Source organism: Litchfieldia sinesaloumensis (assembly GCF_900156865.1).
GTDB classification, from domain to species: Bacteria; Bacillota; Bacilli; order Bacillales; family Bacillaceae_L; genus Ferdinandcohnia; species Ferdinandcohnia sinesaloumensis.
Window position 1 is genome coordinate 2,872,172 of record NZ_LT732529.1, and the last position, 22,231, is coordinate 2,894,402.

A 22,231-nucleotide genomic window follows, 5' to 3' on the forward strand; every position below is an offset into this window, starting at 1 on the left:
AAGTCATCCTTCCGCTTTTAACTCCAAAATTAAATCACGTAGCTCAGCTGCTCGTTCGAAATTAAGTGCCTTTGCTGCTTCTTTCATTTCTGCTTCCATTTCTGCAATCACCTTATCGCGTTCTTTCTTCGATAATCCGGTAAATTTAGGTGCTGCTTCGTAGCTTTCCGTATCTTCAGCAGCTTGTGTCGCACGGATTACATCACGAATATCCTTTTGGATGGTCTGAGGGGTAATTCCATGTTTCTTGTTATATTCCTCTTGAATCTCACGACGTCGTTTTGTTTCATTTATGGCAATTTCCATTGAATTTGTTATCTTATCTGCATAAAGGATAACCTTACCATTTGCATTTCTTGCTGCTCGACCAATTGTTTGGATAAGTGAGCGTTCTGAGCGTAAGAAACCTTCCTTATCAGCGTCAAGAATCGCAACAAGAGAAACCTCTGGGATATCCAACCCTTCACGAAGGAGGTTGATACCAACTAACACGTCGTGTTTGCCCAATCGAAGATCACGAATGATTTCAATCCGCTCAAGGGTTTTAATTTCTGAGTGTAAATAAGTCACTTTTATACCAATGTCCTTTAGGTAATCTGTTAAATCCTCAGACATTTTTTTCGTTAACGTTGTAATTAGAACACGTTCATTTTTATTGATACGGTCTTGAATTTCACCTAATAGATCATCAATTTGCCCCTGAATTGGTCGAACTTCAATGATTGGATCAAGTAACCCGGTTGGTCGAATGATTTGCTCGACCATTTTATCTGTATGCTCAATTTCATAAGGTCCAGGTGTAGCCGAAACATTGATGATTTGATTAATGTGTTTTTCAAACTCTTCAAATCGCAGTGGACGGTTATCTAATGCTGAAGGCAGTCGGAAACCGTGATCAACTAATACTTGCTTTCTTGCTTGGTCACCATTAAACATTCCCCTAATTTGCGGCAACGTGACATGTGACTCATCCACGACAATTAACAGATCTTCAGGAAAATAATCCAGTAAAGTATATGGTGTCGAACCTGAAGGGCGTAGGGTTAGATGGCGTGAATAATTTTCTATCCCTGAACAAAAGCCCATTTCCCTCATCATTTCAAGGTCATAATTGGTACGTTGTTCTAGACGTTGGGCCTGGAGTAATTGCCCATTCTCACGTAACTCGGCTAAACGTTCTTCTAGTTCTGCCTCAATATTTTTAATCGCAATTTGCATTTTCTCTTCACGAGTTACGAAGTGGGATGCCGGGAAAATCGCTACATGTTCACGTTCCCCAAGGATTTCACCTGTTAAGGCATCTACTTCCCGGATCCGATCAATTTCATCACCAAAAAACTCCACGCGAAGACAGTGCTCATCACGTGAGGCAGGGAAGATTTCCACAACATCCCCACGTACGCGGAATGTTCCACGACGGAAGTCGATATCATTTCGTTCATATTGAACATCAACAAGTTTACGAAGTAGTTCATTTCGCTCAATTTCCATGCCAGTACGAAGGGAAACAACAAGTTCCCTATATTCTTCAGGAGAACCTAAGCCATAGATGCATGATACGCTGGCAATAATGATGACATCACGTCGTTCAAAAAGCGAAGAGGTTGCGGAGTGACGCAATTTATCAATTTCATCATTTACACTTGAATCTTTTTCGATATATGTATCTGAAGAAGGGACATATGCCTCGGGCTGGAAATAGTCGTAATAGCTGACAAAATACTCAACTGCATTATTCGGAAAGAATTCCTTAAACTCACTATATAGCTGACCAGCTAATGTTTTGTTATGTGCAATAATTAAAGTTGGTCGATTAACTTCCTTTATTACATTTGAAATGGTGAATGTTTTTCCGGTTCCAGTTGCACCTAGTAATGTTTGATACTTTTTCCCCGACTTGATACCAGCAACCAGTTCCTTGATTGCTCTCGGTTGATCACCTTGAGGTGAATACTTAGAGACTAGTTCGAATTGATCCTTCATATGTCTTCCTCCCATCTATCACTTTGCGTTATGTAAATGGTACTTTTCACTGTCTTTTTCTCGATAGAAACATTGTACCACAAACTGACTAAAAACAAACAAAAATACGAACTGATATTCGATTATTTTTTAAAAATCACTTTATACTTTTCCTCGAATAGGCCTGGATAATTCTCTATTCAATAAAAAAGCCTGTAACTCAGTGGTTACAGGCTATTCTTTCGCTTTTTTTCCCATGTTTCGTGCATATAGAAATCCCGCTCCGAGCGAAATGACATCTGCTATGATAATTAATGGTGATTCCGCATACCCCTTATATATAGATGTAATGATAAGGGCTAATGCTAATAATAATCCAACATAATAATTATACGTAACCCTTGTAAAGAAAACGACGAGTACTCCGGGAAGCACAAGTGCAAGTAATATTTTTAACAGCATCAGTTTCGATTCCTTTCAATATACATAACTGAAGTATAGCAAATAGAATAAAGGAATTCACCTGATTCACATGCTATTGAAACAATTCTGGATAAAATCCCTTAGCCAAGGTTTCCACTGTATATGCCATGCGATTCCCAGGTAATACACTCTCTAATGAGATAACGACGAAATTTTCATTTTTGACACTTTCAAGTTGTGAAAGGGCTGAATCGTTTTTAATATCCTTTATTTTTTGTTCAATCGACGGCGCGTCATAATCATGAATTAGGATGACTTCCGGTTTCCTTGCGAGCACTTCTTCATAGCTAACAGTCGTCCATTGTTTATCGGTAATATCTTCAAAACTATTTCGCCCACCAGCCAACTCGATTAATAACGTTTCAAAATTGGTACCACCCGCTGTGAAGACACCGTTACCTCCACTATCATAGACTAAAACGTCAACAGGTTCCTGACCATCTAACTTCTCTTGTACTTTTGCAATTCGTTCCTTCTGTTCCTCGACAAACGCCTTTGCTCGATCTTCTATATCAAAAATTCTCCCGATATCTACTATTTCTTGATAGATCTCTTCCATTGAAGTTGCTTGATTCATATATACCTTGATTCCATAGTTTTCAAGCTCATTAATGTCTAATCCTTCACTACCAAATTCCCAATCGAGACCATAGATAAAATCCGCTCCACTTGTTAACACAGCCTCTCTTGTAGCAGAACCATAAGTGAGTTCAGGAATCTTCTCATAGTCCTCCTTATACTCAGGCAAAGCACCACGACTATGGTTATCCAAGCTGTTTCCAATAACATATTCCGTTAGTCCTAAAGCGATAAATAATTCCGTTGCATTCGGCCCCAGTGTTAACACCTTTGATGGTTTTTCAGAAAACTCTACTTCTCTACCATAGTTGTCTACAACCAGAGTAACTTCTGATTGTTTAGCAGTTCCATCCTCAGTATCCGTACCACACCCCGCTACTACTAGTAAGAGAATACCTGCCAACAATAAATTAAGTTTCTTCATTTAAAAATCTCCTTCTAATCAATTACAAATTAGCGGATTCGCCCCAGTTGCTCAAACGAAAAGGTACCTTTGAAGTGACTGAGACATCCACCGGATGCATTGTCTTATTCAGCACCTTCTGAATACAACATACTAGAGGGTAAAAATGTAATTGTCACTTTATTTGTAGCCGGGTGAATCGTCACGTCAGACCGGACCCCATAAATCTCATAGATTGATTCAGGGGTTAGCACCTCTTCAGGGGTTCCTGCCATTAGAACTGTTCCATCTTTTACAACATAAAGACGTGAACAGTATAGGGCAGCAAGATTCAAATCATGAATGGCTGACAGAACCGTTACTCCGAGTCCCTTAATTAAATCAAATAGTTGCAGTTGGTGCTGAATATCCAAATGATTGGTCGGCTCATCTAGTAGAAGTAAATCGGTTTGTTGTGCCAACACCCGCCCAAGTAGCACACGCTGCTTTTCGCCACCAGAAAGATTAATATAGTTCCGCTTTTCCATCTCACCCATACCAATTTGCTCAATCGCATTTGCAACAATCTCTCTGTCTTTTACACTGTCTCCATCGAAAAAACCTTTATATGGGCTCCTCCCCATCGCAATGATTTCTTCCACCTTGAAGTCAAACGGAATGTTATTTTCCTGACCAACCACTCCGATTTGCTTAGCAGCTGCCTTCGGCTTCATTTTACAAATATCTACGCCATCTATTAAGACAGCACCTGAGTCAGGTTTAAGTGCGCGATAAATATTTTTTAATAGTGTAGACTTTCCGCTCCCATTCGGCCCTATAATCCCGATAAATTCTCCCTCAGAGACATGTAGGTTCATATCTTCAATAATTCGCTTCCCATTCAGTGAAAAGTTCAAATTCTCAACCTGTAGTTTCAATTTTCCACCTCATTGCTTTTGCTTCTTTGTTTTTAATAACCAAATAAAAAAGGGGCCTCCTACTAATGCAGTTAAGATACCGATTGGCAATTCTTCTGGGGCAATGACCATCCTCGCGGCAACGTCTGCCCATATCACAAATATTCCACCGAGCAAGGCACTTAGCGGCAAGACACGTTTATGGTCGGATCCAACTAGAAGTCTTGTAAAATGCGGTACCATTAAACCGATAAACCCGATTGTCCCACTTACAGCAATTGTGACACCTGCTAACAGCGAGGAAACAAGAATGAGAAGTTTATGTAACCTACCTACATTAAAGCCTAATGTACCTGCCGTTTCATCCCCAAACAATAGTGCATTTAAGGCACGGTATTGGCTCATCAAAACAACCATACAAAGAACTGCCACAAGTAAAGGAAGCGTTAAATAGCCCCACTTCGCTCCAGCTAAACTACCTGACATCCAAAAAGTAGCGTTATGTAATCCCAATGCATTCGGTGCACTTAGCGTGATAAACCTGGTTAGTGCATCCATCATCAGGGCTATCGCAACTCCGGATAGCAAGAGATGAGTGATATTTATTCTTCCATTTATTCGTGAGAGGGTATAGACGAGTATGATGGTCACAGCAGCACCTATAAATGCGCTGATTGAAAGTGAATAGGTTCCAAAAATCGAAAAGGCACCAAAGAGCATGCCTAAAGTTGCGGTTGCTGAGGCACCTGAAGAAACTCCGAGTATGAACGGATCGGCTAAATGATTTCGAACCAATGCTTGCATAGCAACACCTGTAATAGCTAACGCAGCACCGACTATCATTCCTAGTAAAACCCTTGGTAGACGTAAACCCCAGACGATATTATACTCAACCTGTGTCCAGTTACTTTCAATAGTTAAGAATGGTAGTTTCGATGATAGGATTTGAATAACCGTTAATGGATGAACAGAAACGGGTCCAATACCAACAGCAAGTAGAATAGAAGAAATGCTTAACACAAGCAGTAGTACGGTAATAATCTTCATATTCGGTTCATTTGAATTAAAGACTTTTTGAATCGTATTTCTGTCCATACTTTATCCTTTCTAGAATAAACATGAACGCCCAGAGAAATGTCTGAGCGTTTAACATGTTTTATTATATCAAATCAACTTGATATATCGGTGTTTAAGCTACTTATACACCTTTATAATCATTACTTTCAAATAGATCTATGAGTTCGATGTCTTTATTTTTATCTTGGAAATAACGATACGTAAAGTCATTCTCAAATAAGACAACATAACGATCATTACGGTCACGAACAAGTAAACTTCTCGAATCAAACAAACGGGTATCTACATCTTTATTACCAATCCATCTAGGAATTCGACTTCCAAGTGAAGTAAACTCAACTGAAACATTGTATTCCGCTTCTAACCGATATTCAAACACATCATATTGAAGCTGACCAACTGCACCAAGAATGAATTCATCACTTGATTCTTGTCTAAATAATTGTATCGCACCTTCTTGAACAAGCTGTTCAATACCTTTTCTAAATTGCTTTGCCTTCATAACGTTTTTCACACGTACTTTGCGGTACATCTCTGGTGGGAAAACAGGTAATTCCTGATAATGCATATCCTCTTTACCAGATGTTAAAGTATCACCAATTTGGTAGACATTCGGATCATAAATCCCAATAATATCTCCAGGATACGCCTCATCAACAGTTTCGCGGCTTGCTGCCATAAATTGCTGTGTCTGATTTAATTTTATCGCTTTGCCGGTACGAGTGATAGTAACGCTCATCCCGCGTTCAAATTTCCCAGAGCACACACGTAAGAATGCGATACGATCACGATGCTTCGTATTCATATTCGCTTGGATCTTAAAAATATAACCGGAGAATGTTTCATCCTCTGGCGGGACTAAACCAAGATTTGTTTTACGAGGCTTCGGAGCTGAAGCAAACTGTAAAAAGGTACTAAAAAATGTTTCAATTCCAAAATTCGCAAGTGCACTTCCAAAAAAGACTGGTGTTAACTCTCCCTTGGTCACTCGCTCAACATCAAAATCGTTCCCCGCCTCGTCTAGCAGTAGTAATTCATCTTGAGTACTCTGATAAACCGGGTTATCTGTTAGCGTTGAATGACTGCCGTCCTCAAGCTCTTTGAGAGGAATGATTTTTTCATCCTCATTCCCTGTAAAATGAACAAATTGGTTGTTATAACGATCGACAATTCCTAGGAATCGTTTTCCCATTCCAACCGGCCAGTTCATTGGAAAAGATTCAATTCCTAGTACCTCTTCGATTTCAGCTAAAAGATCTAATGGATCCTTACCTTCACGGTCAAGCTTATTAATGAAGGTAAAAATCGGAATACCTCTCATACGACATACTTTAAATAGCTTAATCGTTTGTGGTTCAACACCTTTTGTTGAATCAATAATCATCACAACACTGTCCACTGCTGTTAACGTTCGGTATGTGTCCTCACTGAAGTCTTCATGCCCTGGTGTATCAAGGATATTCACATAAAAGTTTTCATAAGGGAAACTCATTACACTTGATGTAACGGAGATTCCACGTTGTTTCTCAATTTCCATCCAGTCAGATGCAGCAAATTTTCCTGATTTTTTTCCTTTAACCGTTCCTGTTTCACGAATTACATTACCAAAGAAAAGTAGTTTTTCGGTCATCGTGGTTTTCCCGGCGTCCGGGTGAGAGATGATCGCGAATGTTCTTCTTTTTTGAACTTCATCTATATATTTCATGTAAATTTTCCTTCCGTTATCACGAATTGTATCTAAAAAAATATATCACAATTAAAAAGGAACTACAACGAGAATTGATTCCAATTCGTACTGATGAAAAATCTGAAGAATAGGTTAATGTGTGATACAAATCACAGATTTGCATGTAAGTTCTCACTATACTAAAAGTAGCAATAGAAAATATATGAATGAGGTGATCTTACATGTTTGTAGCATATTTCCTAACTGTAAGTATTATTCTGATCTGTGTCGGTTTTACATTCCAAATTATGAACGGTGTTAAAGAATTGGATAAAAAAGACTCACTTAATCAATAATCTAAGTGAAAAATGGGAGAGGCCAGTTTTTCAACTAGCCTCTCCCATTTTTTCGTCATCAAATAAAGGAACCCTTCCATTCTATAGCAACCCGGCCGCCATAGAGAATTCTCCTTAGGCCCGTGGCTTTGCGTCATCGTTTTTCAACAATTTTGCCTTTTGTATAGTTTGGTCTTTTATCTATGAAGTATATAATCTATCTTGTTTGTTTTAGTTGTTTTTTATCTAATTGCTTTACTCATACGCTGATACTTGCGTTGGATACTAATTGGGCTCCGGTTTAGTCTTTTTCCAATATCGGAAAATGGAGTGCCTGTGGCGACTAACTCAATCATCGAGTGAATTTCAACGGTTGTCCACGCTCTGTATGTAACCCTTTTGCGCTTAGAACGTTCGCTTTCCACCCAATGAGGCTCTGGAACAATTGCATTTTTTTCAACTTTCGAGAAGTCAATTCGGTCTTTATTGTTCAGTGCCCAATCCCAAAAATCTTCAGGTTTAATAAAGTAGAACTTTCGTGTGTTTCGTGTTGCCTTTTTTGTGTACTTCAACCCATGGTTATCAATCCATAGCTTTACAGACTTTGGATCAATTTTTAATAGAGTCGCCAATTCATGCATGGTTAACTGGCCCGTGAAGGATTTCGTATTTGAAATTCCTAGCCTCTTGATTTTCAACTCAACCGCCGTTTCTGTTCGATTTAGGTGGTTGGCAATCGTAGAAATTTTCATTCGCCCAACATTATCCTTCAAAAACTCTATTTCCTCATACGTCCAAGTTCTTTTCTTCAACTCAAAAAACTCCTTTTCATTCTTAATTGTACTAAGAATGAAAGGCCTTTTGATGACATACCACTATCATATCATACTATTGAACTAAAAAAATACAAGATTCTTCAATTCCAGAGTAATTGTCAAGTGCTATTTAACCTTTTCTGGATTGCAAATAAGTTTGCAACAATCTAGGTATAAGAGGATTAATATTTTCAGGAAGATTATATAGACCAAAGAATTTTGCATCCAATCCCTCTTCTCTGTTCACCTCAAGTTCACCACCGATAATATCTCTAGTGACATAAGCAATTGTAATTGGGTAAAACTGATCGCCGTTCGGAAGTTCAACAAAATATTCTTTACCGGAGATCACTCCAACTAGCTCTAGTTTTCCAATCTGTACTCCTGTTTCTTCTAGTACTTCCCGCCTACCAGCATCTTCAGTAGACTCCCCCAATTCTAGAAATCCACCTGGAACACCCCAAACTCCATTCAGTCGCTGTTGGAGTAAAACCTCACCTTTTTCATTGATCACGCCTACTGCCACACCTACTAGATTTAACGGACGATTTCCAACTATCTTTCTTAGATTTTCAATATATCCCATATACTCTCCTCCTTGACAGAAAATTTTAACTTAATAAAATAATAACACATACATATATGTATATTTACAATAATTACCTTATTATGACGACAATTTTTATATCCAAATCTAAACAATTAGCCTTAGATTTTAAAATTTGCTGTCACTTGATTTAACATGCTGTCGTTTCCCGGGAAATGTTGTCGGGAATAGAAAATAATGTCGTTATTCCCCCTAATAAAACAGGCCCAAACCGTTGTCCTGGTTTAAGCCTGTTTTTATTATTCTATTCCTGTATTATTGCTTGTTAGAATTAGTTTTGCAGTTTCCAACTTATTTCCACGATAGAAGCTTAACTCAACCTCATCACCTATTTTTACTTTTGTATATAGATATTTACGTAGGTCCATTGAGCTTTTAACTTCTGTATCATTTATCTTAACGATAACATCCGTCATTTTTAATCCTGCTTTTTCAGCTGCAGAGTTTTGAGCAACACTAGTTACGATGACTCCCTCTTTGATATCTTCAGGAAGATCTGCATAATACATTCTTGGAATTTCACCAAGATCCGCTAAACCAATACCGATAAATGGCCGCTCAATTTTACCACTTTCAATTAAACTGTTAATAATCGGTACCACATCATTACTTGGAATCGCAAACCCTAATCCTTCCACTCCACTATTTGCAATCTTTAAACTGTTGATTCCAATGATTTGTCCTTGTGTGTTTAAAAGGGCACCACCACTGTTACCTGGGTTAATCGCTGCATCCGTTTGAATAACATTCAATTCCCAGCTACCTGCAGAAGTATCAACAGAAATACTACGGTCCTTTGCACTCACAATTCCTGATGTTACTGTTCTTGATAAGTCTAGTCCAAGTGGATTCCCAATTGCATAGACTTGATCACCAGGTCGAAGTGTTTCAGAATCACCAAATTGGAGGACGGCCTCCACGTTTTTTGAATCTATTTGTAAAACGGCAAGGTCGGTTAACGGGTCGGTTCCAATTAACTTAGCCATTGTTTTTTCACCATTATATAATGAAATTTCTACTTCATTTGCATTTTCAATTACGTGGTTATTTGTAACAACATAGGCTTTATCGCCATCCTTCTGAAAAATAACCCCTGATCCTGTACCACTTGGAATACTCTGTGAATTATTTCTGTTAAAAGGATTTTGTTGTTGTGCTTGCATGCTAGTGATTCCGACAATTCCTTTAGATGCTTCCTCCACCATATCTGCAACTGAAGCAGCTGAGTCTTGAACGGCAGTTGGTTGGATTTGAACTGGTCCGGTTGCCTCGATTACCTCTGTGTTCTGCTCTGATGTTGCAGAATCAGAGTTGAAGTATCCTTGAAGACCGTCAATATGAGGCGCAACTCCTAGGGTTAATGCAGAACCTAGAACCCCGGCAGTGACCATAGACAAAAAGCTTTTCATCTTTGAATTTGATTTTTCCTTTTTGAGCATTGAGGTACGGAGTTTTGTTTCCTCAGTGACCGCTGCTTGATGAAGAGTCTCCATTTGAGGCTGTTGTGGATGTATTGTTTCCTCTTCACGGTATTCTGCCTCAAGAATCGGCTCTTCTTTGTTGACTACTGTATCATTATCATAACTATCTAAGTTGTTGGGTTGATCATCATTATGATTAAATTCATCAAAACGTTTATCGTTTTCCATTATGAATTCCTCCTTAAACTTGCTCCATACATATATGATAGTCAAAAATTATGAACAAAATATTAACAAACCTTGAAAAGAACTGGAAAAATCGAATAAAAATCCACCAGAAACGGTGGATTTACTCAATTGGGAACCGAATTTCGAACTTGGTTCCCTTTCCTTTTTCACTAACCACCTCAATTTTCCCATTATGAAGATGGACAAGCTGTTTCACTATTGAAAGTCCTAGACCAAATTGCCCGAATGGCGTGCCTGTACGAGAAACATCCGCCTTGTAAAAACGATGCCAAATTTTCTCGATTTCTTCAGCGTCAATTCCCATACCTGTGTCCTCAATTTCAATAATCGTTTCATTCTCTCCAGCTTTTCCCCTTATCCAAATCGTGCCGTCTTCTGTGAATTGGATGCTGTTTTTAGTAATATTGATTAAAATCTGAATAAGTCGATCATAGTCTGCATTTATTAATAACGATTCTGGTACATCAATAATGATCTGATCATTTTTCTCTTCTGCCTGTGGCTCTAGAGTCTCTTGAACAACCTCAAGTACTTCACTCAATTCAATCGTTTCCTTTTGAAGGGTAACTTGATTTGAACGAATTTTTTCATAATCAAGGTTTTCGTTAACGAGGCGAATTAATCGCTTCGTTTCCTGACTCACTAACTGTATGCCTTTTTCCTTTTCCTCTTCAGGAATCAAATCATTTCTCAATCCTTCGATTACACCACTAATGGTTGTTAATGGTGTTCTCATCTCATGAGAAACATCAGCCATGAATTTCCTTCTCCTACCCTCAAGGCTCTCAATTTCCTCCATTGATTTTTGAAGACGTTTCGCCATTTCATTAAAGTCTTTGGATAGCTCGCCAATTTCATCAAAATCAGATGAAGGCAATTTCACTGAATAATCTCCAGTAGAAATCATGGAGGTTGCCTGCCTCAATCGTTTAATGCGCTTCACATGGATGGTTGATAAAATCCAACTCATTAAAAGAGCAACGACGAGAGCGAGAAACATGGTGTAAAATAAGTATTGATTGATTTCCTGAATCATCTCCTGTGTCCCACTTATTGGTGAAGCAAGAAGAACTCCTCCAATAAATGTCTGTCCCAGCATGTATGGAATGACAATAAATGTTACCTCTTGTTCAAAGCGCTTATAATCTTGTTTGACCGATACAATATGTCCGTTACGGACCTTGTCCCATTCTTTCTTTCTTAGTTCTACTTGCGGGACAAATCCACCAACCGTACTCAAGCTAACGCCTTGTTCATCAAATACCGTAAAGAAAATATTCCGTTCTCCGAGCATACTCGAATATTGCCGTATTAATGAATCGACATTCGAGGTTCGTTGGATATCATTAATAATATTTTCACCATAAACGGTCAGTTCTTCCACCTTTTCCTCGAAAACAAGATTTTCAACATAATGGGCAAAAACCATGCTTAAGATTAAAAAAGCGACTACGATAACACTTATATGGCTAGTTAGCTGTTGAAACATATAGCGAAATTTCATTTTACTTCCTCAACGGATTCGTCAAATTTATAACCTACTCCCCACACTGTATGGAAAAAAGGTTGATCAGCAGTACCTACCTTTTTTCGAAGTCTTTTGATATGGACATCAACCGTGCGCTCATCACCATAAAACTGGTATCCCCAAACACGATCTAGTAATTGTTCCCTTGAAAATACTTGTTTTGGATGCTGAGCAAAATAATACAGTAAGTCAAATTCCTTTGGGGTTAAATTTGTAATTGGCTTCCCGTTCAGAATAACTTCTCTTGTATTCTTGTTGATTTTAAAATGATCCGTTTTTAGTATTCCGGTTTCGACCTCTTCTGAAGGTTTGCTGTTGTAGCGTCTTGTAACCGCCTTTATTCGTGCCATCAAAGCGAGTGGACTGAATGGCTTAGTGACATAGTCATCAGCGCCCATCTCTAAGCCCAATACTTGGTCGGATTCGCTATCCTTCGCCGTTAACATAATAATGGGAACAGAGTTTTGTTCCTCGCGAATCTTTCGACAGATCGTTACCCCATCCATACCTGGCAGCATCCAGTCAACAATTAGCAAGTCCCAACTATCTTCTTTGAAACGGTTGTAGCCCGCTAAACCATCATGGACAAACTCACCTTGTATACCTTCCTTTGAAAAAAACATCTCAATCATTGAACAAACACTTTCATTATCTTCTATAACGAGAACTCTCATGTCTCCCACTCCTACTATTAAGTACTTTTATTTTACAATATAATAGTCATTTATTGAAAGAAGGGACCATCCAAAGGATGCTCCCAAAGTGAATCTAGAAAACTTATACCCGCATTTCTCCATGCTCAATCTCTGATTTTTCAATTTGAATCGTGGTATGTTCGATTTTAAATATGTCTCGTATTTTATTGATTGCTTGTTGTAAAATTTCCTGACTATCATGGTCGTCCTCAATTAAAATATGGCATGTCAGCGAATCCATACCTGAGGTAATCGTCCAAATATGGAGATCATGAACATCAATAACCCCATCGATTTCTTCAAGTACAGCTTTGACTTCTATTTGATCAATCGTAATCGGAGTGCCTTCCATTAAGATATGGATAGAATGTGTTAACACTCCCCATGCACTTTTTAGAATAAGGATTGCTACCACAACCGAGATAATAGGGTCTGCAATATACCATTCAAACAATAGCATTAGCAGTCCTGCTATGATTGCCCCAACTGAACCCAGTGCATCACCAAGTACATGAAGATAGGCACTGCGAAGGTTGACGTTATTTTTCACATCACCTTTGCTAATTAAAGCCCAAGCACTTACTAGGTTTGCTAAGAGACCAACTCCGGCAATAATCATCATTGTTCCACTAGCAACTTCCGGTGGTTCTACGAATCGTTCAAACGCTTCAAACACAATAAATCCAGCGATAATGAACAAGGTCACTGCATTAAATAGAGCCGCTAGAATTTCAAATCGGTAAAATCCGTATGTCTTCTTCGGAGATGCTGGTCTTGTTGCAAACCAGAAAGCGATTAAACTTAATAACAGTGAACTTGAATCACTTAACATATGTCCCGCATCGGAAAGTAGAGCTAAGCTATTCGTAATAATTCCGCCCACAAATTCAAGTAGCATAATACCCGTCGTAATAAGCAACGCAATCAATAAGCCCTTTTTATTTCCTTCTCTCACATCATCAAAATGATGGTGATGATGATGACCATGGTGATCATGGCCGTGATGATGGTGGTGATGTCCCATCATACTTCCCTCCTATTCATGTTCAATATGATGGATGACTTGGTGTAGTAATGTGATAACATGTTCATCATCATATGTATAAAGGAATGTGTTTCCTTCGCGTTTATATGTGACTAGACGTAGATTTCGAAGAGTGCTGAGTTGGTGTGACACAGCGGATTGTGACATTTCAAGAACTTCTGCGATATGATTAACCGAGCATTCCTCTTGTGATAGTAAATAGAGGATTTTGATTCGCGTCGGATCAGCAAGCGCCTTAAAGATACGTGATGCTTCGTCAATTGTCGACGCTGATAAAAAAGAATGATCGTTTTGTTCCACTTCGTAAACCTTCTTTCTTATTTGAGAGTAGTAGCTTGAATATGCTGGAATATGTATTTTGCGTCATCTGCGACCCCTTGTAATAAAGCCGAGCCTCTACGGCTTTGCCATGGTAATCCTAAGAAGTACAGACCTTCGATGTTCGTTACTCCCTTTATATGTTGTGGGTGGCCATTTTGATTGAATACGCTAGGAACCTGTAACCATTCATAATTAGGTTTGTAGCCTGTAGCCCAAACGACATTCAAAGCCTGTGTTTCACTATTATCTTCAAAAACGAACGAATCTTCCTTTATATTTACTGTTCTAGGTTTTATCGTTATTTTTCCAGATTTCACGGCTTTCTTTAATTCATATCCAAATATCGGATCCGGACGATTTTTTAGTAAAGTACCTATCTTTGTTGCTGCATTTACTTTAAGGATACCTATTTTATCAAACCACCAAAAAATGCTTCTGCCACCTAAGTCCTGCGGAAGATAGGTGAGTTTTTGACTCACCGAAAGGTACACCTCCCACCGCTCAGAAAGTTCAACAGCGATTTGTGCCCCGGAGTTCCCTGCCCCCACGATTAAAACCGGTCCGTTCTGAAGTTGAATTGGATTTTTGTATTGTGAGGAATGGATCTGAAAAACATGTTCTGGTAGGTTTTCTGCAAATCTTGGGATTGAAGGTTCCTGAAATGGACCAGTAGCAATTACCACATTTTTAGCTATGAGTGATTCATTGTTTGCTTCAATTTTAAATCCTCTATCTGTATTGATCATACGAGTTACCTTTGTATTCAATTGAACCGGGAGGTCATGATATGATACGTAGTTTTTTAAATAATCGACAATATCGTTCTTTGTAGGGTAGCCTTGCCTTGGACCTCTCATCTGAAAACCAGGGAGTTCGCTATAAGCTCTTGGTGTGAAAAGGGTTAAAGAATCATACCGACTTTCCCAAGTCTCACCAATTTTCTTAGCCCCATCCAAAAGAAGAAAGGAATGATTGGTCTTCTTCAAAAAATATCCCATCGCTAAGCCTGCTTGGCCGGCCCCAATTATCACAACATCATACATAGTATCCCCGCTTTACTAATAACTATATGAACATATGCTCATATATAATATTATGATAATTTAAAAAATGTGTCAATTCATATTCAAAAATTGTTCAATTTGATTTGACACTTACTATGTATTACTAGAAAGAAGGAATAAAGGTGGATTAACAATTATTGTAAATCATTTTATACTTTTAGATAACCCTTTCAAATTGGAGGTATTTTAATGAAAATAATAATGTGTGATGATTCTGTAGGGAAATTAATTACATCTAAAGAAACTAACTTTGTTGCAACAAGATTGATTAGAGACGGTGTTGGAATTCGAGTAGGGTATATGTTTTTTAAAAAAGGGGATAGAGTTGAGTTTCATGAAGCCTCAGTTGACCAACTATTCTTAGTGATAAATGGAGAAGGCTGGGTGGCTGGTACAGATCGCGATTCTGTAGAAATACACAAAGGCGAAGCCGCTTTCTGGAAACAAGGAGAGATGCACGAGGCTGGTACAGAAAAAGGAATGGAAGTCATTTGTATTGAAGGTAAGAACCTAGACGAATACAATACACCAGTCCTACAATTTGATAAATAATTCATAAAAATAATGGGGGATTCTATGATTAAGTAAAATGATATAAAATCCCCCATACAACTAGTAATAACATATCTAAAAGGTCGGCATACTATTTCTCTTTCTCCCACTCTTCTCTAAGCAATCCCATGCGAATCGAATCATAATAGACACCGTTATAGTATCGACATTTTCTCATCCGGGCTTCTAGTGTCATCCCAAGTTTTTGACCGACTTTAACCATCCGATGGTTACCTGACCATGTTGTATATCCAACTCTTTCGATGTATGGGATTGACTCAAATAAGTAATCAATCCAAAGCTTTAACGCATCAGTTCCGTAGCCATCTCCCCAATATTCGGGACGATAGATCACAATCCCCATTTCAAGCCATCTTGTTGCTTCACTTTCCCAATAGAAAATAACCATGCCGATGATTTGGCCATCCGCTTCGATAATCATTTGATCTAAAGGATAGTGCTGCCTTGATAGTTCATACTCAGCCTTATTTATATACATTTCCTTATCAATGAACTTATGCGTAAAATACGGAGCATCCCACTTTTTCCATTCTGGGTCTGGGTCACCGTAGCGTAACTCCCATAGTGTTGGTAAATCTGCTTTTTCAACTTGACGTAGTATTACCTTTTCTCCCTTTATTTTGACTAGATTCATCTTAATCCCCCTGATAATCATTAAACATGGATTTCCAATATATTACCTATTCATATAGTTTTTATTCGGTACTATTAAGTAAAATCCCTTCTTTAATTAATGAAAGTGTAATTTCCCTCTTATTAAAGAACAAAAAAAAGCATGCAGTTGAGTCCTCCTGCATGCTTACCTTCCGACTACTTCTAAGAAATTATCTTTGAATGATTCTTCTTTTTGGAATTGCATTTCTTGTTGCTGCTCGATTTCAGTTCGTCTTCCAATCTCAAATTCTTTTAGTCTTGATTTACTAATGTCTCCATCAAGTAACGCTTGTTCGAGAATCGGCGCCAATACATGAGCATCTTTAATCGCGCAGTTAATTCCAATAGCAGCTGTTGGTGTCATTGTATGTGCCGCATCGCCAATGATCACTAGACCATTCTCCGCCCAAGTATCCGCATTTGAACTGAACACGTTTAAGCAGACGAAGTTCTTCCAAGACTGAATATGTTGTCTTACGATTGTTTCCAATTCTGGAAAGCTTGTTAAAAGTGGTTGTAAAAATACTTCAAGAGACTGCTTACGTAAGGTATTGAATGTTCCTTTTTCAATGTTCCAGCCGATTTGAATCATGCCGCCAGTTTGTGTAAACAATGCAAGCTGATGACCATTAGCAAGAACCATTTTTGTTGAAGGCTCCCAATCAGCTGGCGCCGGAATCTTTGCCCAGAGGACATCATAACCATGAGTTTCCTCCGTTGCTGAAATACCTGCAAGTTTTCTCACTGTTGAAAAACGCCCATCTGTTCCCACAACGATTGAACTTGAGATATTAATCTCTTGTCCATGTTGCTTCGCTCTTACTCCTGAAAAGTTTCCATTTTCATCCTGTACCAACCCCGTAACACTAGTGTTTAGAAGCAGTCGGTAATTCGGAAACCTCGCTGCTTCGTTGGATACAGCAGTTAAAAAGTGCGGCTGCGGTATATGAATTCCAACATGATCATCTTGAGTTGGTGTGATTGTTTTAACGATATGACTTCCATATATATATTCGACTTTCTTCATTTTTAATAATCCAAGTGCTTCTATTTTATCGAAAAGATGATGTTCCTTTAAAATGGCTTCCGTTTCTGCGTTGATGTGCTCGCCTCTAAATTCACGTTCTGTTCCGGACGTGCGTTCAACAACGATGGTCTCTATTCCTTTTTCCGCTAATAAATAGCCGAGCAATGCACCCGCTGGACCTCCGCCAACGATACATACATCTGTTTGTAGATTCATGTATTCACCTTCTTATTATCATAAGATGCAAAAAAAGTTTTGTCATAAGAAACAAAGTTCACTAGTTAATGATTAAATGATAACAACCAGTTTATAATTGGTCAACTTATATTCATTTCCAATTAGGTTTCAAAAATAATGGATAAAACAGTAATTAAGTAATAATATAGAATTTAACATACTTGAGTAGTTCAAGGGAGAGAAAAGAATGAAGAAAATTCTACTTTTAACTATTTTCACCTTACTTATAGCAGGTTGTAACAACCAACAAACAACTCCTTCCCCAGAAAAGAATGTAGATGAAAACACAGCCTCCCAACAAGCAGAGTCGGAGGAAGACAAAGAACAATCATCTTCGCAACAAGAAAAAGAAGATAAAAATGAAAATACATCTTCACAATCTCAAGAAGAGGATACGAAAGAAGTACCTTTTGAAAGCGATACAGCGACTTTTGAGGATGGGCAACTTACGATTCACTATCCTCAACTAACAGATATGCAAGATAAAAAGCTCGAGCAACAAATGAATAATCTCATTAAAGAGGAAGCAACGTTATTTCTAACGCAATATCAAGATAGCGACGCACCACTAACTTTGGAATACGAAGTTTTACTACCAGAGTCTGATACAATCAGCATTCTGTATAAAGGGAATTATAATGGAGGGATGTATCCCACAAACCTATTCTTCACGACTACTATCGACTGGAAAAAGGGAGAAAAAATCAGGTTTTCCGAAGTTTTTGTCGTAGACGAAGCATTTATTGGGACCTTAAAAAAGGCTAGCTATCTTGACTGGGAGCAACCAACACAGCCAAATAAGGAAAAACAGGATGCCTTATTTGAATACTTAGACACATATACAACTCAGGATCTCATCGAGTTTATTTCAAAAGCCGACCAACCAACTCCCGAAGCAAATCCATATGGTGTTTATTCATACTACACTAACAATACAGTTGTCCTCAGTATACAAGTACCACATGCACTAGGTGACCACGCTGAATTTGAGATTAACCTTGAAGATTTGGTAAAGAAATAGGCATTAAAAACACTAGTTGATGTAACTAGTGTTTTTTTAACTCTTTTCCAGGGGTTTGTTGCATCCCGCAGGGAGCGTTAGAACTCAAAAATTAAAAACAGCGTTACCAAGACTGGTTTAACGCTGTTTTCACCTTCAAAATTATTGATCCAATACACTAAATCCAATCCAACCAATAAGTATAAATACGGGAACTACCAATAAAACCGCTAACCATATTTTACTTTTGGAAAGTGACAAGGCTGCTCCTAAATAAAAGAATGGGAAAATGAGTCCCCAAAATTCAAATCGCGGTGTAGCTGCGAGATACAGTGACATAGGTACTATTAATATTGAAGATAGTACGAGCAAAAGGGGCTTTCTTCGCGATATTGATAATATGGAAAGAAGTAATGATGCAATCATGAACGGCCAAAATAGAAGTGCCATATAAACCTCCTCTATATTTTTCATGTTACTTAGATTCAACGAAAAGAAGTGTTAATCCTGCATGATTAACACTTCTAAAGACTGTTTATGTTTTTAAAAAAAGCAAGACGATGAGAAAAATAATGAGCCCAATCATAAAAATCGTTCCTAGACTCGCACTGTAAACGATATACACATTCACATGAAGAATCACATGCACAATTAGGACAACCAGTATCAAAACCAGCAATAAGATTGCCATAGGAATATTTCGGTTTCGCTTCAAATAATCAGCACCTTAATGAGATTTAAAAAGGGGTGTAATATACGTTTATTCCTTATTTGAGAACATTATTCCTATGACGGCTCTATCCCATTTAGCTTTTCAGTTAACGGCATTTAATTTTTGAATAAGAGTAACAGCCTGATCAATATGGTTCACATCGAATATTTCTATGTTTAGGTTCCTAGATTGTTTTACCTGATTAGCTTCTTTGGCATTATCGCTGGGTACGATGATGTAAGGAAATCGTTTTTTCTCTGCAATCCTGACCTTTTCTTCTACCATGCCGATTGGTAGTACATCACCATTTGGTTTTAATGCACCCGTAATCCCAATTGTTTTATTGTTCAGTAGCTCCCCTTCAGCAATTAAAGCGGATAATGCTAACCCCAAACCCGCACTGTCTCCTGAAAGATCCTTTCGTTTTAAGAACTCATCTATGCTTGTTGTGTTACCGGCGAGATAACTATTGATGTTATCTACCATTTTAGAAAATTCGTCTTCTCTTTTCAAAATCCAACTCACTAACTCACCATTTTTGCTTTTATAGCGAAATGTATTATCGATTTTTTGTAAATTAAGGACATCTTTATTTTCATTTTTAAAGCTATCCAAGATGAGGTTTTTATCTTCTATATATTCGATGTCCGTTGAATTTACAACCATTAGATGTATGCCTGATTCTTCAACCACCTCTACGGGAGATGCAAATATACTTACATGGTATGTAATGGATTCATAATGTAATAGTTTTAAGTCAAAAATTAAAAAAATAATTAATAGAATAGTGGAGATTCTGATTATCCTTACATTTGCGTTGCGATAAATGATTAAAACAATTACTAAAAATAATAATAATACTAGGAGTACCCCAATTAAGATAAATGCATTGGCAGCATCAAAAAGATACAAGAGCCACATGGATACATACAGGAGGATTGCCGCTATTCCAATGTAGTTTAAATACTTGCTCATTTCTTATCTTCTTTCACTGCAAGTATTTGAGTTTCTTCCCCTAGTTCCTTTCGGATGTTTTTTCTCGCTTCTGCAGGTGTTCTTGCATTTACAGATTTCACTTCTGTTTTTCCATTAACCTCAATGTGAACAATAAAACATTTTGCTCCACATCTCATGAGAACTCCTCCTTCTCAAATCCAATTTCATCCATTTTTAACATACCATCTTCATGACTGTTAGTAAATTTTATTTCAAAATTGTAAAGAGAATACTTAGAACCCTCTAGTACTTTTGAATGGTTAATATTTCCTAGCATAAAATGCCACCCCATGCCCTACATCAAAAATACCTATTTTCATATACCTGTAATTAATAGTTTTGGTTAAAATGTATCTATTTTACCTTTATAAAGAATGCCTCCACTTGCTACATTTTTCCTATTTTACCCATTTAATCTTTTATTTACTTCCTAGTAAAACGATATCAACACTCAAAATTTATACTACTCCTATAAACATTTTAGGAGGAGATCACATGAAAAAGAAATCTATTAAAAAGAAACTAATTCCGTTTGCTGTTGTATCATCACTCGCACTTGGTGCACTAGCCGGGGGCTTTGTTGCTCCTACTGCGGATGCGAAGTCTAATCCGCAAAATCACAATAATGGTAAAGTAAAAAATGTCATTTTGATGGTACCTGATGGATATTCTGCATCTTATGCGACAAATTACAGATGGTATAAGGGTGAGGAGACGGTGTTAGATTCGATGCTTGTCGGAATGCATCGTACCTATTCCTCTAACTCAGAGGTTACAGACTCAGCTGCGGCAGGTACTGCAATGGCAACGGGAGTCAAAACAAATAATGGGATGATTAGCACATCACCAGATGGCAAAGAATTAAAAACCATTCTTCAAGCTGCTGAGGAAAAAGGAAAGTCATCCGGCTTAGTTGCGACTTCGACGATTACACATGCAACACCGGCTGTTTTTGCATCACATGTTGCTTCTCGTTCAAGTGAAGCAGATATTGCCCCTCAATTACTTGAAAATGATGTGGATGTTATTCTCGGTGGAGGAAAAAAGTACTTCCCTGACTCCTTATTGAATGAGGCAAAAGAAGATGGTTATCAATTTGTTACAAATCAAGATGAGCTGAAAAACAGCAAAAAAGCTGAAAAGCTTATTGGACTATTTGCTGAGGATAGTATGGCACCAGAACTAGACCGCGATGAAACGAATGAACCTAGCCTAGCAGAAATGACAGAATCTGCAATCGATGTTCTACAAAAGGATAAAGACGGATTCTTCTTAATGGTTGAAGGTAGCCAGATTGATTGGGCTGGTCACGATAATGATGCTGCATGGGCAATGAAGGATTCTGAAGCTTTTGAGCTTGCATTAGAAAAAGCAGTCGAATTTGCAAAGAAAGATGGAAAAACATTAGTAGTAGTTGCAGGTGACCACGACACTGGTGGAATGTCGGTGGGTGGTTATGGAAAAGGTGATGCAAATCTTGAAATCTTGCGTAATGTTACAGCAACTGGTGATTTCATGGAAAGTAAATTGAATGCTGATCGTAGTAATGTAAAGGAAGTTGTTAAGGAGTATACAAACCTTAATCTAACAGACTCTGAAACTGAAAGAATCAAAACTGCTGATTCACCGTCAATGGCTATCAACCAAGTTATTTCTGAACGTGCTATCGTTGGCTGGTCCAGCACAGGTCACACAGGTACAGACGTTCCTTTATATGCATTCGGCCCAGGGTCTCACCTATTTAGTGGACTACATGAAAATACAGACTTACCTGTATTAATGGCTAAAGCAATGAAAATTAAGTTTACCCCCGGAAAATAAGGTCACTCTGAAAAGGAGCTGTTTAATTACAGCTCTTTTTTTGTTGAGAAAAATCCAAATACCAT

Annotated in this window: 24 protein-coding genes and 1 riboswitch; of the genes, 3 read left to right on the forward strand and 21 right to left on the reverse strand. The window is 38.0% G+C overall.

Features of this window, described 5'->3' with window-relative positions; translation table 11 throughout:
- Positions 1 to 3: 3 nt before the first annotated feature.
- The 14 genes from uvrB to CZ490_RS14190 all read right to left on the reverse strand — a co-directional run bounded on the left by uvrB (position 4) and on the right by CZ490_RS14190 (position 15,125).
- Positions 4 to 1,983, reverse strand: a complete 1,980-nt coding sequence (uvrB, locus tag CZ490_RS14125; RefSeq protein ID WP_077619485.1) for an excinuclease ABC subunit UvrB — start codon at positions 1,981 to 1,983, stop codon at positions 4 to 6.
- Positions 1,984 to 2,196: 213 nt separating this feature from the next.
- Entirely contained in the window at positions 2,197 to 2,424 is a 228-nt protein-coding gene (locus tag CZ490_RS14130) for a DUF2198 family protein (protein ID WP_077619486.1), read from the reverse strand.
- Between the two features lie 73 nt (positions 2,425 to 2,497).
- On the reverse strand, positions 2,498 to 3,448 hold the full coding sequence (locus tag CZ490_RS14135; RefSeq protein WP_077619487.1) for an ABC transporter substrate-binding protein: 951 nt from the start codon (positions 3,446 to 3,448) through the stop codon (positions 2,498 to 2,500).
- Positions 3,449 to 3,552: 104 nt separating this feature from the next.
- Positions 3,553 to 4,344 (reverse strand): ABC transporter ATP-binding protein, encoded by a 792-nt coding sequence (locus tag CZ490_RS14140; RefSeq protein WP_077619488.1) that lies wholly within the window; start codon positions 4,342 to 4,344, stop codon positions 3,553 to 3,555.
- A gap of 9 nt (positions 4,345 to 4,353) precedes the next feature.
- A complete protein-coding gene (locus CZ490_RS14145) occupies positions 4,354 to 5,418 on the reverse strand; it encodes a FecCD family ABC transporter permease (protein WP_200801588.1) in 1,065 nt (354 codons plus the stop codon).
- 103 nt (positions 5,419 to 5,521) lie between these two features.
- Complete coding sequence (locus tag CZ490_RS14150; protein WP_077619489.1) at positions 5,522 to 7,105, reverse strand: peptide chain release factor 3; 1,584 nt, start codon at positions 7,103 to 7,105, stop codon at positions 5,522 to 5,524.
- A gap of 399 nt (positions 7,106 to 7,504) precedes the next feature.
- Positions 7,505 to 7,589: riboswitch (cyclic di-GMP riboswitch) on the reverse strand.
- 54 nt (positions 7,590 to 7,643) lie between these two features.
- Entirely contained in the window at positions 7,644 to 8,213 is a 570-nt protein-coding gene (locus CZ490_RS14155) for a hypothetical protein (RefSeq protein WP_077619490.1), read from the reverse strand.
- Between the two features lie 133 nt (positions 8,214 to 8,346).
- The gene (locus CZ490_RS14160; protein ID WP_077619491.1) at positions 8,347 to 8,802 is read right to left on the reverse strand and encodes an NUDIX hydrolase; all 456 of its coding nucleotides are present in this window, start codon (positions 8,800 to 8,802) and stop codon (positions 8,347 to 8,349) included.
- 260 nt (positions 8,803 to 9,062) lie between these two features.
- Complete coding sequence (locus tag CZ490_RS14165) at positions 9,063 to 10,472, reverse strand: S1C family serine protease (protein ID WP_200801589.1); 1,410 nt, start codon at positions 10,470 to 10,472, stop codon at positions 9,063 to 9,065.
- 121 nt (positions 10,473 to 10,593) lie between these two features.
- Complete coding sequence (locus CZ490_RS14170) at positions 10,594 to 11,997, reverse strand: sensor histidine kinase (protein WP_077619492.1); 1,404 nt, start codon at positions 11,995 to 11,997, stop codon at positions 10,594 to 10,596.
- Positions 11,994 to 12,695: a response regulator transcription factor gene (locus tag CZ490_RS14175; protein WP_077619493.1), complete on the reverse strand. Its 702-nt coding sequence runs from the start codon at positions 12,693 to 12,695 to the stop codon at positions 11,994 to 11,996. Before CZ490_RS14175 ends, CZ490_RS14170 begins: the two co-directional genes overlap by 4 nt.
- 103 nt (positions 12,696 to 12,798) lie before the next feature.
- The gene (locus CZ490_RS14180) at positions 12,799 to 13,740 is read right to left on the reverse strand and encodes a cation diffusion facilitator family transporter (RefSeq protein WP_077619494.1); all 942 of its coding nucleotides are present in this window, start codon (positions 13,738 to 13,740) and stop codon (positions 12,799 to 12,801) included.
- A gap of 12 nt (positions 13,741 to 13,752) precedes the next feature.
- Positions 13,753 to 14,061 carry an ArsR/SmtB family transcription factor gene (locus CZ490_RS14185; protein WP_077619495.1) on the reverse strand — a complete coding sequence of 103 codons (309 nt, stop codon included), beginning with the start codon at positions 14,059 to 14,061 and terminating at the stop codon, positions 13,753 to 13,755.
- Positions 14,062 to 14,078: 17 nt separating this feature from the next.
- Positions 14,079 to 15,125: a flavin-containing monooxygenase gene (locus tag CZ490_RS14190; protein WP_077619496.1), complete on the reverse strand. Its 1,047-nt coding sequence runs from the start codon at positions 15,123 to 15,125 to the stop codon at positions 14,079 to 14,081.
- Between the two features lie 210 nt (positions 15,126 to 15,335).
- Between CZ490_RS14190 and CZ490_RS14195 the strand changes: the two genes are divergently transcribed.
- Positions 15,336 to 15,698 carry a hypothetical protein gene (locus CZ490_RS14195; protein WP_077619497.1) on the forward strand — a complete coding sequence of 121 codons (363 nt, stop codon included), beginning with the start codon at positions 15,336 to 15,338 and terminating at the stop codon, positions 15,696 to 15,698.
- Positions 15,699 to 15,789: 91 nt separating this feature from the next.
- Here CZ490_RS14195 and CZ490_RS14200 read toward each other — a convergent pair whose 3' ends face one another.
- Positions 15,790 to 16,353 (reverse strand): GNAT family N-acetyltransferase, encoded by a 564-nt coding sequence (locus CZ490_RS14200; protein WP_077619498.1) that lies wholly within the window; start codon positions 16,351 to 16,353, stop codon positions 15,790 to 15,792.
- A 165-nt stretch (positions 16,354 to 16,518) separates the two neighbouring features.
- Entirely contained in the window at positions 16,519 to 17,616 is a 1,098-nt protein-coding gene (locus CZ490_RS14205; RefSeq protein WP_077619499.1) for an FAD-dependent monooxygenase, read from the reverse strand.
- Between the two features lie 208 nt (positions 17,617 to 17,824).
- Between CZ490_RS14205 and CZ490_RS14210 the strand changes: the two genes are divergently transcribed.
- Positions 17,825 to 18,658, forward strand: a complete 834-nt coding sequence (locus tag CZ490_RS14210; RefSeq protein WP_077619500.1) for a hypothetical protein — start codon at positions 17,825 to 17,827, stop codon at positions 18,656 to 18,658.
- Positions 18,659 to 18,799: 141 nt separating this feature from the next.
- Here the strand turns inward: CZ490_RS14210 and CZ490_RS14215 are convergent, their stop codons facing one another.
- The 5 genes from CZ490_RS14215 to CZ490_RS22355 all read right to left on the reverse strand — a co-directional run bounded on the left by CZ490_RS14215 (position 18,800) and on the right by CZ490_RS22355 (position 20,622).
- The gene (locus tag CZ490_RS14215; RefSeq protein WP_077619501.1) at positions 18,800 to 19,087 is read right to left on the reverse strand and encodes a hypothetical protein; all 288 of its coding nucleotides are present in this window, start codon (positions 19,085 to 19,087) and stop codon (positions 18,800 to 18,802) included.
- Positions 19,088 to 19,172: 85 nt separating this feature from the next.
- A complete protein-coding gene (locus tag CZ490_RS22350) occupies positions 19,173 to 19,328 on the reverse strand; it encodes a hypothetical protein (RefSeq protein WP_159439956.1) in 156 nt (51 codons plus the stop codon).
- Between the two features lie 123 nt (positions 19,329 to 19,451).
- Positions 19,452 to 20,324 carry a S16 family serine protease gene (locus tag CZ490_RS14220; RefSeq protein ID WP_077619502.1) on the reverse strand — a complete coding sequence of 291 codons (873 nt, stop codon included), beginning with the start codon at positions 20,322 to 20,324 and terminating at the stop codon, positions 19,452 to 19,454.
- The gene (locus CZ490_RS22535) at positions 20,321 to 20,482 is read right to left on the reverse strand and encodes a hypothetical protein (RefSeq protein ID WP_200801590.1); all 162 of its coding nucleotides are present in this window, start codon (positions 20,480 to 20,482) and stop codon (positions 20,321 to 20,323) included. The genes CZ490_RS14220 and CZ490_RS22535 overlap by 4 nt, the downstream gene beginning before the upstream one ends.
- Positions 20,479 to 20,622: a hypothetical protein gene (locus tag CZ490_RS22355; protein ID WP_159439957.1), complete on the reverse strand. Its 144-nt coding sequence runs from the start codon at positions 20,620 to 20,622 to the stop codon at positions 20,479 to 20,481. The genes CZ490_RS22535 and CZ490_RS22355 overlap by 4 nt, the downstream gene beginning before the upstream one ends.
- A gap of 218 nt (positions 20,623 to 20,840) precedes the next feature.
- On the opposite strand from CZ490_RS22355, the gene CZ490_RS14225 reads away from it, so the two are divergent.
- Complete coding sequence (locus CZ490_RS14225) at positions 20,841 to 22,166, forward strand: alkaline phosphatase (protein ID WP_077619503.1); 1,326 nt, start codon at positions 20,841 to 20,843, stop codon at positions 22,164 to 22,166.
- Positions 22,167 to 22,231 lie beyond the last annotated feature (65 nt).